Below are 12013 nucleotides of genomic sequence, written 5' to 3'. Positions count from 1 at the left end.
ACGAGCACCGCCGCCTGCGCACCTCTCCTGGTGGACCGGCTACAAGATCCACATCAGTGAGTCCAGAGACCGGTGCCTGGCCGGTAGCTGAGTCCTGATCATCGGCATCGTCGCAGGAAGTCCGTGGCGGGCGTCGGTGTCGTACGGAGAGGCCAGCCTCATTCTGCCCGGGCGGGAGGTCTTTGCTCTCCCGCCGCTTCACCTCCGCTCCGGCCTCGGTTGCGGTGCGGTGGTAGTTCTGCACCCGCATCGTGCGCAGGACCTGCACCGCCGGGAGTTCGCGCAGCCAGGCCGGGGCATCAGGGGCATGTACCGCCTCCAGCAGCGTGAATGCGTCCCGGCCGTAGACCAGGGCCATCTCCTCGCGCTGGCTCGCAGAAGCCGGCGGATGCCGGGAGTGGGTCCGCGGGCCGTAGCGTTCGGCCCATTCCCGGACGGGCACCGCCCCGGTCAGCCAGTCCGGGGCCGCGCAGGCCAGCGCCTCCAGCGTGGCCCGCGGTGTTTCCCCCTCACATGGCCGAAACCACGCCTCTCAATACGTCATGTGACGCCTTGACCCCACAGCGCCATCACGGTTGCATGCTTGTGGGCCTCCGGTGGGGAACTGGAGGAGAGGCCGTGTCCTGCATGGGGGGAAGATGAGGGGAAACACGAACTGGAGCACCACCAGACGTGTGCGGGCCGCCCTGACCGCGGCGGTCGCGGTTTGCGCGGTCACGGCGGTGCCGCACGGAGCGGCCTCAGCCGAGTCCACGGGCATCGCGGGCGACGGCGGTGCCGGTGTCGAGAGGATCAGTGTCGCGGCCGACGGCACCCAGGCCGACGACAACTCCGTAGGCGCCTCGATCACGACCGACGGCCGCCGTATCGTCTTCACGTCGTCGGCAAAGAACCTGATACCCGGCGACACGACGGTAGGCGACAGGGTGTTCCTCCGCGACCAGCGGACGAGGCAGACCAATCGGATGGGGACCCAGAGCCCACTCCAGCCCCCGGTGATCAGCGGGGACGGGGAATATCTCGCCTATCCGCACGTGTGGTTCAACAACAATCGGATTCGCCAGGTTCAGGTGAGGACGACATCCGAGATCTCCGCCAACTGCTGGTACAACTGCAACCAGCCGTCGCTGAGCGCGGACGGCCGCTACATCGCCCTCGTCGAACGCCGCTACAAGCCACAGTCGTCCAGTCAGAGCATCGAGATTCTGGACTATGACGACTACAACACCAAGAAGTCCATCGCCAACTTCGACCACACTCTCCCGTCCTGGCCGTCCATCAGCGGTGACGGCCGCCATCTCGCCTACCAGGACGGCAAGGCGGAGGACGTCTTCGTGTGGGACCGGACCGACGGCACCACATCCGACCCGATCGAGGGCCCGTCCAAGGCGGCGGCTCTCGTCCAGCTCAGCGAGGACGGCAGCAAGGTCGTCTACCTCTCGGGCTCCGACACCTACGTCCACGACGTGAGCTCGGGCACCGACCAACTGGTGCCGAACGTGCGGGGCGTGGCCATTGATCCCACCGGCCGCTATCTGCTGTACGCCCCTCACGACACGAACGGACCGTCGCTCACGCTGCGCGACCTGGAGACGGGCACCGACGAGATCGTCTCGAACCAGCCCGCCTCGGCCGGGACCGACGCGGTCAGCGCTGGTGGGCGCGACGTGGTGTTCCAGTCCACGGCCGACGACATCGTGCCCGGCGACACCAACGGCAAGTCGGACGTCTTCGTTCGCCGCTTCTACCTCTGATCTTGCGCAGTGCTCCGTCCTTCAGGGCGGAGGTGTAGCGCATCCTTGGCCCGGAGGCCCGGAGGCCCGGAGGCCCGGAGCGCCGGAGTTCACTGCGCCTTGGGTCACCGGCTCACACGGGCCGCTGCTGGTTCTCGATGTACTGGCGGACGACGGTCAGGGGTGCGCCGCCGCAGGAGCCTGCGAAGTAGGAGCCGGACCAGAAGTGTCCGCCCCATAGGTAGCGGCGGACGTGGGTATCGTACTCCTGGCGGAGGTCCTTCATGCACGCAGCCGCCCGTCAGCTGGCCTCCACCGGCGCCTGGCCGCCTGGTGCAGCCCCCGACCTGCTCGAATGCGCGCTGTTCAGCGCCGGATGGGAGTGATCCCCCTCTCCCCTGCTGGCTGGGGTGTTGCCCAGCCGCCGGTCATCCGCTTCAGGGGACGCGCGCAAGGACGAGTCCGCGGACGTCGGCGGCGCCGGATGCCCGGAGCCGGAGTGCGACCTGCTGAAGCTGCGACCCGCTGGTGAAGATGTCGTCGACGAGCAGGATCGTGGCTGCCTTGATGTCGCCCGTTTCGCCGGTCCATGTGAGGGCAGCAGCATGTGCGGCCGCGGCCGCCCGTTTGTCGTCCAGGCTCCGGTTTCGGATCGGGGCGTCTCGCTCCCTTTGACGAGGCGGGGCGCGCCCGGGGGGCTGAGCGGGAAGGAGCGGGTGATGTCCTCGGTGTAGGCGGCGTCCGTGATCGCCTCGATGTGCTGGTAGCCGCAGGCGGACCGTGCCGACGCGAGCTGTGAGGGCGGCCGGTGCGGGCGCGTTACGGTCGCCCAGGTGCGCGGCCGCGCGTTCGGCGGTGGTGCCCGGGGCGCGCGGTGGGGTGTGCTCGGCGCCGGCCGGGTCAGGGGCAGCCGGAGCGCGTCGTCGGGGGCGAGGTGGGCGGACCAGCCGGCGCTTGGGGATCGAGCCGGGCGATGAGGGTACGACTGACCTGCTGGAGTTCCTCGTCGTGGTCGATGCTCTGGAACCTGCCGCCGCGCCGGGGCTGGGCCAGTTGCTCGCGGAGCAGGGGCAGGGCCGGTGCCGCGAGGGGGCCCATGCGGTCCAGGCAGTTCACGACGTGGTTGGCCGTTGCGGGGTTCTTGGCCATGGCCTGCAGCAGGGTGTCCAGGACGGGCGGTGCCTCGGCCTCGCCGGCGATCTCCCAGAGCGCGGCCGCGCAGTGCACCCTGACCCATTCGTTGTCGTGTGTCAGGAGGCCTCGCAGGCGCGGAAGTGCGGTGGAGGCGGGCGGGCCTATCTGTCCGAGCAGATCAGCCGCGTCGCTGATCCGGAAGGTGATCGGGTCGTCGAGGAGGCCGAGCAGGAGCGGCATGACCTCGGCCAGGTCGCCGCCGGTGGCCCACAGCGCGGCGACAGCGGCGGGCCGTACGTGTGTGTCGGTGGCGGTGGTCAGCGACCGGATCGTGGCCCGTGCTCCGGTTGCCGCCGGGCCGAACGCCCTCAGTGCCTTCAGGGCTGATCGCGTGACGCCGTGCTGCTCATGGCGCGCCGCAGCGCCGAGCGTGTCCACCAGCACAGGAACCGAGGCCGGATCGTCGAGGGCGGCCAGGGCGGTCAGGATCGCGGCGGCGCTCATCTCGTTCCGCTGCTGGGAGAGGTCGAGCCGGTGCAGGTGGTCGCGGAGCCGGGGCGCCAACTGGTTCGCCGCCTGCGGCAGATGCCCTGCGCACTGGATCGCGCGCCAGGCGTCGACGTCGCTGTCCAGTGCGGCCAGCAGACTCGGAAGCGCGCGTGCGTCGCCGAGTCGCGCCAGGGCCCGGACGGCCTCCTGGTGGCTTCTGCGCAGCAGTACGTCGGGGGTCGCCCATACGTGGGGTCCGTACGCGGCGCGTTGGGCGTCGATGTGCGCGGCGAGTGCCTCCCGGGCCGGGGCTGCGATCGCGTGGCATGCCTCCAGGACGGCCGTAGCCTCGGCGGCGACCTCGTGGTCAGCCGTGGTGAGCTGGCCGGCGACCAGCAGGAGGAGCCTGGTGTGACCCCCGCGCCAGGTGCGCATCAGCTCGCCGCTCATCCGGACTGCGTCCAGGCGTGAGCCGGGGTCGGGGCTGCTCAGTTGCTCGGCCAGCACTGCGGTGCGCTCGGGGACCCGGGCTCCCAGGGCTTCGTGAAACGTACGCAGCAGGGCTGTGGTCGGTGCGTACACGCGCGTGTGCCGGTCGAGATCTTCGAAGGCGGCGATGATCTGGGGCGCGACTGTGTCCGTGGGTGCCGCCGGGCGGCTCGGGGCCGGTGCGATCGGCTGCACGGGTAGGGCGTGGGCGGTCTCGCGCAGCAGGCCGACGGCGACCGGCACGGCATCCTCACCGATCTCATCCGGGGCGCAGCGGGCTCGCTGGACCACGGCCGCGAGCCGGGTCACCGGGCCATGGGCCGGGTCGGCGGCGAGCCCGGAGAGCCAGCCCGTCACCTGTTGCGTGGCCGCCGGCAGGCGCAGTGCCAGGGTGGCCGCCGCCTGAACGATCCACAGCCGCGCCGCGATATCTTGCTCGGCGGCCAGCCGCTCGCGCAGCACGGCGGCGGCCCGGTCGGTGTCGTCGAGGAAGAGTCCGAGCCCGCCGATCGCGGCCAGGCGCACGTCCGGGTCGGGGTCGCGGGCGAGTTCGGCGAACTGCGCACCCCGCTCGCGCAGGAAGGCGACGGCCTGCCCGCAGCCCATCGGTGGGTAGTACTCGATCTCGGTGCCGTCGTCCTCGAAGCCCAGGTCGAGGGACTCCCGGCCGATGCTGACCAGCAGCGCGACGACGGCGGCCCGCTCAGACGTGGTGCCGTCGGCGGCCAGCTCGAACAGGAAGGGCAGGCTGGCCGCCGTCGACGGGTACACGCTGCCCTGATGATGGACCGCGCCGTAGAAGCGGTCGAGGGCCGTGCGGCGTTCCTCGGTGTGCGGGGAACGCAGCGCCCACAGCAGTGCCGGTACCTCCTCGGCGGTGCCGTACGCGTGCTCCATCGATGCCCAGTCGATGTCATCAAGTCCCTCGAACATGATCCGAACCATGCCATGCGGCACTGACAACGAGGGCCGTTCCAGGCGCAGGGCCGCAGGACGCCATCAGTGCGGCCAGGACCGAAGGGGTGAGACGTGCTGCGCCAGATCACGGCAAGCGGCCGGCCCCTCGCACCTTTACAAGACGGTGGAGGGAGCCGTCGGGCTTGGGGCGTTGCGCGGTGTGCTCAGGGAGGATGCGGGCGCCTGGCGCAGAACGCGGGCCAAGTCGTGTCGTATGCGTTCGGCCTCGCCCCGTACCTGGGCGGGGACGTCGCCGCGCTCGTCGACTAGGCGGCTGAAGATGGGGGTCTCCTGGAACACGGCGGGATCTGCTCTCTGTCGGGCTTTCCGGACAGCGGTGCGGGCCGGGGGTGGTGACAACTGCGGGTCGAGGCCGATGACGTGCCACGCCCGGCACCTTACGGCGGGGCACTGACAGCGCGCTGTCCTCGGCCGTCCAGTCGCCGTCGAAGAGCACGGCGGCCAGGCGGTTAGTGCTCATGTCCCTCGGGGAGCGGTCGGCTCTTCGATCTCCTCGTCGCCCGGCCCCTGGTGTTCCTGCACCAACTGCTCGATCTCCCCGGGCACCTCGTACAGCGCCGCGGTCGGAGCACCGTCATCGATCGGCGGAAGTTTCACCCTTTCCTTCTCGGCTTTCTCCTTGCCGAGCACGTACAGGGTCGCCCAGGTGTCTCCCAACTGCCCTGGGCACTCTTCGGGCGTTTCCTCCAGACCCGGACTCCAGTGCCTGGGGTGGGCGAGGACGGCCTTGGCCCACGCGTCAATGCATGCCTTGCGCCCGGCTGTTTCGCTCGGATCAGGCGCGGACGTGACGATGTCGGTGGGCTGCGCGGTCCCACCGTCCGTTGCCCTGCTGCATCCGGCTGTTGCGGCGGCAAGGGCAAGCAGTGCCGTACAGACGGCACTTCGGGCGTACCTGCCCCCTCCAATGATCATCCGGATACTTTATGCGTGCCTCGCCCCGGCGTCGCAGGCCGGGAAGCCCGGCTGGTCGAGCAGTGTGCTGAAGAGGTCTTCTGCGAAGGTCTCGTGTGAGCACAGCAGTTCTTCGATCCTGGCTGACTTCGGCGTGACGGGGATGCCGGCGGATGCAGCCCAGGCAACGGCACCCTCGGCGCCCTGGCACTCCTCGCCGATCCGGCTCACGTGATGCGTCGCAGGATGCGGTCCTTGCCGCGGGTGTAGGTACGCAGCCGGCCACGACTGACCCACCATCGCCCAACTTCCTTTCTGCAGAGCGGACTTGAACCCGGTGGAAGGTGTCCGGCCCCTGTTACGGTGCGGGTGGACGGCCAGCACCGCATTCAGCGATCCCGAGCACCTCACCCGCACCCTCCGCCGAGGCCTCGCCCACATCCAGTGCCATCCCGAACCCATCAACGGCTGCCTCACCGAAACCGGTCCGACCCTTGCCCCCGGCGCCCGAGGACAATCCGAAAGGAGGTCAGTAGTGGTTCTTCAGGTACAGGCGGGAGCGGGACCGACAGGGCACTGGACAGGACGTCCGACTGCGTACACGATCGTGCCCATGACACTCGAGGGGGCCATTGTCGCCACTGCCGACCGGATCGCGGTGCTGCTCGAGGCGGGAGCCGACCCGCGGACGCCGTTGCCCGGCGCGGAGTGGACGGTGGGGGAGGCGGCGGCGCACCTCGCGCTGGCAGGGAAGCTGATGGGGGACATCGGGGCGGGCGAGGACCGTCCCTACGGCGATGGGACGCCGAGCGGTCTCGCGGCGGCCAACCGTGCGGCTCTGGCCGTCTTCCCGCAGCGGGATCCGGCGGTCCTCGGCGCGGAGATCGCGGACAGGGCCCGGGCCTTCGTTGCGGCCGCGGCCGGTTGCAGTCCGCGGGAGGCGGTGCTGACGCCGATGGGGCCGATGGATAGGGCCACCCTGGGCTCGTACCTGCTCACGCACCTGCTCGGGCACGGATACGACATCGCGGTCGCGCTGCGCGGGCCGCACATGGTCGACCGAGAAGTGGTCGCGTTCACGCTGCCCTTCATACGACTGGCCATGCCGCGTGTAGTGAACCCCGGCGCGGCCGGCCACCATGCGTGCTATCTGTTGCGGATCGGCCGCGACCGCTTCGCCGTCACCTTCGCGGACGGCGTGCCCACGGTCACCGACACCCCGCCCAGGCGCCCCGATTGCACGATAGCCATCGACCCCGTGGCCTTCCTCCTCCTCGCCCTGGGCCGCTGGACCGTCCCCACCGTCATGGCCCGCGCCAAGGTTGTCGTCTGGGGCCGCAAACCGTGGCTGGGCCTGCGCTTCCCGCTGCTCTTCACAGCACCATAGCTATAACGGCTCCGCGTCACGAGTGCCTCGACCACGTCGAGCACCTTCTCCAAGCAGTCGACGACCTTCACGACGGGGGCAGGTGTGACGGCCGCCCGCATCTACTGCCACCTCGTCCCCGGAACGGGCGACGGCTACTGCGACGAGGTCACCCTGACCGAGCAGTGATCGACTGCGCCGACGGCAGGTGCCGCCGTCCAGGGCCAACCGGTGAGTGTGGGCGTGCCCGGCTGAACACGGACCGAGTCCGTGTCGGGGGCCCACGCTCTCCGCCTGCTCCCCCACGCCAGTCCTCGCACGCGACTCACTCCGGGGAGGGCTGTACTGATCCCCGGCGTGGAATCCTCAGGACGGCGGCGGTATCGGTGGGGGGGGGCCGCCTCGGCTGGGCCTCGTGGGTTCGGCAGGGGCCCACGCGGCCGACGCCGCCATGACCGCCACCTCACCGGACGGCGCACAACAGGATCACTCGAAGGGGCGATCTTCGCCGCCGCACTGGCGCGGAGCACGGAGCGCGGAAGACACGTGCCTGCTTCGAGAGGGCGGCCAACGGGATGGAGAGGGGAGCGCCGGCCCTTCGGGCAATGGCGAACGCTCACACGCGGGTGGTCTCGACACGCCCCGAAACGTTTCTGATGCACATGCAGATGCAGGGATGTGCCGCCGTGGCGGCCGCCGGGACACAGGCCGGCGGCCTGATCGGCGAGGTCGTCCGGGCGGGCCCGACGAGGATCCGGGAAACGCGGGAAGGACGAGGCGTCAGCGCACGCCTGCCGTGTCGAGCAGGGTGACCACGGTGGGGGCGATGAGTCCCGTGATGGTGTCGGCTCCGATCCCCGCGCGGGCGCTGGCGCCGTCGAAGACCAGGATGAGCTGCCGGGCCAGCAGGTCGGGGTCGCTCGCGCCGCCCTGTTCTGCCTCGGCACGGAAGAAGGCCGTCAGTTTCGCCTTGATCTGGTGTGCCACCCGGCTCGCGGGGTGGGTCTGATCCTTGAGCTCGATCTGCACAGCCAGGTACCGGCAGCCCTGGAAGTCGGGCGCGCCCGACTGCGACTCCAGTTGCTCGAAGACGTGCAGGATCCGTTCGCGGGGGGTGCGGCCGTCGTCCGCCGGGGGCAGGAGAGCGGCCACGAAGGAGGCAGTGTGCTCCTTCAGACTTGCCGCCAGCAGGTCGTCCTTGCTCTCGAACAGCTGGTACATGGAGCGCTTCGACACTCCCGCCGCCTTGCACAGGGCCTCGACGCCGACGTTGACACCGTCTCGGTAGGTGAGCGTGGCCGCTGCCTCCAGCAGCCGCTCTCTGGAACTTGGCTTCACTTCGGTGGTCATATCGCGAGGGTAACTCGAATCGGACGAAATAAAAACCGATCAGTTTCCATGGGTGCCGGGAGCCGCCCCGCGCCGTGCGGGCACCTCGCGTCCACCCAGAGGCTCGGCGACGGCCCCGGGAGAAAGACCCTCGCCGAGCCCTGACGGTGCGCCCGCCCTCCGTCCCCACGGGCCACGCACACGGGGCCACTCCGCACCACAGCCCCGCCCCAAGTGATGCGGGAGCGGATGCGCTACACCGGGGCGGCGCTCTTCCCGGGCTCCGTCTCGACCGGGATGCGGTGCAGTCCCTTGCGGTCGTACCAGCCCAGCACGCCGAAGCCGAACAGTACGGCCGCCAGGAGGCCGGCGGCCATCATCACCCAGCCCCGGGTCGGGCCCGCGTCGCCCTGCGCGTCGAAGCAGAGGATCGAGCGGATGCCGCCGGTGATCTGCCGCAGTGGCTCGAACTCCGCGAGGAAGCGGAAGAAGCCGGGCAGCGCCTCGATCGGGGTGGTGGCCCCGGCCGTCGGCACCGCCATCCCGATGAAGACCAGCGTGACCACCAGCATGCCGGGCGTGCCGAACACGGCGAGGAGGGTGAGCGCGCCGATCCCGCAGACCGCGATGGCGCACAGACCAGCCCGGGCTCGGGGCGCGCATGCCTCGCACACCACCCCACCGTCGCGGCAAGGCCGCATGGGCATGCTCGCGCAACCACCCCGGCCGACGACGGCCGACGACGACGGCCGACGACGACGGTTGCCGCCGGCCGGGAGGTGCACGGCCTGCCGCCGACCGGAGCCGGAGGAGACTGCCATCGTGGCTCGCAGCACGGCGCCTTCCTGTTGTTCCGGCCGAGGGGCCCTGAGCACCGGCCCCATGAGGGCGGACACCTTCATCGGTTGACGGCCGACGAACGCGGAGCCGGTCCTGGGAGGCGCCGGGACCCCGGCAGACGTCCGCAGCCATGCCTGGCCGGGCAGGGCGAGCTGCTCCTCGTCGGCGAACCTCGCGAGCGCGGTCTCCAGGAGCCGCCGATCATGCGTCGCCTCCGGCAGCAGACACAGAGTCAGGTCACCCGGCACCGGTCTCGGCAGCAGGCTTTCGTACGGTCGGTCCTCTCCTCGATGCGCCCCATGGGCCGGATCGCAAGCAGCCCCAGGTGGCGAACGCCACGGGGCCTGGTCACAACGCCACGGGGCCAGGCCACCACGGCGATCGTCTCGATCTCCGGCCAGGCGTACGCGGTCTCCCGTGCGCCCCGGGTCAGGGTCGGCCCGGCCGGTCAGCGCGGACACCGCCCTGCAGCTCCTCAGGGACGCGCACGGTGAGCCGGACACCGTCCCCAGGCCGTCCGCGGCCTTCCCGGGAACGGTGTCCGGCATGGTGGGGCCCCGACCGCGGCGTGCACCGCCGCCGAGGCCCCCATGCCCTCTGCCGCCCAGCAGTTCGCAGCTCTGGCCGAACAGACCGCAGCCCGCCTTGTCCGCGGCCGCGGGCGGGGAGCTGTCGCCGGCGCAGTGCGTGCTGTACGCGGGCGTTGCCGGGCCCTGCGCGCTAGAAGGTCAGGTTCCAGGCGTCGATCTTGCCCGTGTCGGAGGCGGCGTTGTCGTTGACGCGCAGCTTCCAGGTGCCGTTCGCGACCTCCGAGGAGGCGTTCACGGTGTAGGTCTGGGCGATGTTGTCGGCGCCGGCGCCGGCGCGGTTGTGCAGCGTGTAGACGGTGCCGTCCGGCGCCACCAGGTCGACCTTCAGGTCACCGATGTAGGTGTGCTTGATGTCGACACCCACCTTGAGGGTGGCCGGTGCGTTGCCGGTCACGCCGGTGACGGCGATCGGGCTCTCGACGGTCGCGTTGTCGTTGACGGCGAAGTCCGCGAGGTTCTCGAAGTACTTGCCGGGCGGCGGGGTGGCCCCGACGGCCTTGAGGGCGTCGGTCTGTCCCTCGCCGAAGAACGCGTTGTCGGCCGTCGTGCCCGTGCAGCGGCTGTCCGAGGGGCAGGCGATGTCGTTGGCCTGGGCGGCCAGCTTGGCGCGGATCTGCGCCGGGGTGATGCCCGGGTCGGCGCTGGCGATGAGTGCCGCCACGCCGGCCACGTGCGGGGCGGCCATCGAGGTGCCGCTCTTGCTGCCGTAGCCGCCGCCGGGGACGGTGGAGTACACGCTGCTGCCCGGCGCCGCGATGTCGATGACGCCCTGCCCGTAGTTGGAGAACGAGGCCTTGGTGACGCCCGTGCCGTTGGCCGCGACCGTGACCACGCCCGGCAGCTCGGTCGGGATGTCGAGGCAGGCGTTGGTGATGGTGCGGGTGACCGGCGTCGAGTCGTTCGGGCTCGCGGAGTCGGTCGTCTTGTGGGCGAGGTCGTAGTTCTCGTTGCCCGCGGCGGCGACCTGGAGGGAGCCCTTGCTTTCGGCGTACTCCTGGGCGCGCTTGACGCCCTCGATGATGGCGGCCTGGTCGATGTTGTCCGGGCAGTTGAACTGCCACGGGTCCGTGTAGTAGCTGTTGTTGGTGACCTTGAAGCCGTGGTCACCGGCCCAGACGAAGCCGCAGATGGTGTTCTCGGCGAAGAAGAAGGCGTTGCCCGGCTCGGCGACCCGGACCGCGGCGATCGTCACCCCGGGGGCCACGCCGACGACGCCCTTGCCGTTCTTGGCCGCGGCGACGGTGCCCGCCACGTGGGTGCCGTGCGTGTCGACGTCCCGCCAGGCGCCGGCACGGGTGTCGGGCTTGCCGTAGGCGCAGGAGACCGAGTCGGCCGCGTTGAAGTTGGGCGCCAGGTCCTGGTGCCGGTCGTCCACACCGGTGTCCAGGATGCCGACCTTGACCGAGGCGGAGCCCGGGTTCACGGCCCAGGCCTGGTCGGCCTTGATCTGGCTCATGTCGGCCCGGACCGGTTCTCCGGCCGGGGTCGAGGCCTGAGCCGGATTGGCCGGGAGCGCCGGGTTGTAGGCGTCGGCCGGGACGTCCGAGGTGCGCGTGGCGCCGACCTGCTGCACGCCGGCGACGGCGCGCATGGTGGCGGCGAATCCGCTGGACGCCGAGTGGGCGACGATCACGCCGATGGCGTCGAAGTTCGAGAAGACGGTGCCGCCGCCTGCCGCGATCGCGGAGCGGACCGCCGAACTGTCACCGGGGGCGGTGATCACGAGGTAGGCACGCGTGCCGGCCACCCAGGTCGCGCTCTGGGAAGCCGGCACGGCGGCCGGAGCGTGGGCCTTGGCGGCCGGCGCGGTGGAGGGGGCGACGGGGAGCGTGCCCGCGAGGGCGCCCGGGGCGCCGAACGCGAGGGCGGTGCCGAGCGTGGCCGCCAGCACCAGCGTGCGTCTGGATCGGCTGGATATGTGGGGTATCAAGGCGTCCTCCGGAGACGGCCCGGCCGTGCTGAGGGCACCGGCCGGGCCGTACGAAACGAGTGGTGGATGCAAGATGTCAGACGGGTCCTCCTGTACGGAAGTACCTTTCCGTGCCGCGACGTTACGACGGTGCAGCGCGGTGCTGCGGGGAACGGGTGCGGCCGACGGCGGACGAGACGTGCGGCCCTTGGCCGCTCACCTCCGCGCCACCTGGGATGTCTGCCGGGCAAGCCGCACCGTG

General features: G+C 70.8%; 6 protein-coding genes and 2 pseudogenes. 2 read left to right on the top strand and 6 right to left on the bottom strand.

The genetic code is table 11. The features are described 5' to 3' along the window. The first annotated feature begins 638 nt into the window (after positions 1-638). Positions 639-1754 (top strand): TolB-like translocation protein, encoded by a 1116-nt coding sequence (locus tag OG858_RS46565; protein ID WP_327742869.1) that lies wholly within the window; start codon positions 639-641, stop codon positions 1752-1754. 112 nt (positions 1755-1866) lie between these two features. Here the strand turns inward: OG858_RS46565 and OG858_RS46560 are convergent. From OG858_RS46560 to OG858_RS46545, 3 genes and pseudogenes are all read right to left on the bottom strand, one after another. Continuing rightward, positions 1867-2010 (bottom strand): annotated as a pseudogene (locus OG858_RS46560) (transposase); the annotation flags it as partial. Between the two features lie 623 nt (positions 2011-2633). Then, the gene (locus tag OG858_RS46555; RefSeq protein WP_328543741.1) at positions 2634-4778 is read right to left on the bottom strand and encodes a HEAT repeat domain-containing protein; all 2145 of its coding nucleotides are present in this window, start codon (positions 4776-4778) and stop codon (positions 2634-2636) included. 501 nt (positions 4779-5279) lie between these two features. Further along, the gene (locus OG858_RS46545; protein ID WP_319316862.1) at positions 5280-5480 is read right to left on the bottom strand and encodes a hypothetical protein; all 201 of its coding nucleotides are present in this window, start codon (positions 5478-5480) and stop codon (positions 5280-5282) included. A gap of 850 nt (positions 5481-6330) precedes the next feature. Here OG858_RS46545 and OG858_RS46540 point away from each other — a divergent pair. Further along, positions 6331-7104, top strand: a complete 774-nt coding sequence (locus OG858_RS46540; protein ID WP_319316858.1) for a maleylpyruvate isomerase family mycothiol-dependent enzyme — start codon at positions 6331-6333, stop codon at positions 7102-7104. A 759-nt stretch (positions 7105-7863) separates the two neighbouring features. Here the strand turns inward: OG858_RS46540 and OG858_RS46535 are convergent. The 3 genes and pseudogenes from OG858_RS46535 to OG858_RS46525 form a co-directional block, all read right to left on the bottom strand. Further along, positions 7864-8433 (bottom strand): TetR/AcrR family transcriptional regulator, encoded by a 570-nt coding sequence (locus tag OG858_RS46535; protein WP_327747628.1) that lies wholly within the window; start codon positions 8431-8433, stop codon positions 7864-7866. A gap of 233 nt (positions 8434-8666) precedes the next feature. Beyond that, positions 8667-9050, bottom strand: a pseudogene (locus OG858_RS46530) (DUF3533 domain-containing protein); the annotation flags it as partial. Between the two features lie 922 nt (positions 9051-9972). After that, positions 9973-11733: a S8 family peptidase gene (locus tag OG858_RS46525; RefSeq protein ID WP_319067597.1), complete on the bottom strand. Its 1761-nt coding sequence runs from the start codon at positions 11731-11733 to the stop codon at positions 9973-9975. Positions 11734-12013: the final 280 nt, after the last annotated feature.

Origin of the sequence: Streptomyces europaeiscabiei (genome assembly GCF_036346855.1) — a bacterium.
In the GTDB taxonomy this organism is placed as follows: Bacteria; Actinomycetota; Actinomycetes; order Streptomycetales; family Streptomycetaceae; genus Streptomyces; species Streptomyces europaeiscabiei.
The sequence above is the reverse complement of the archived record's forward strand: the minus strand, read 5'-3'. Positions and strand labels throughout refer to the sequence as shown.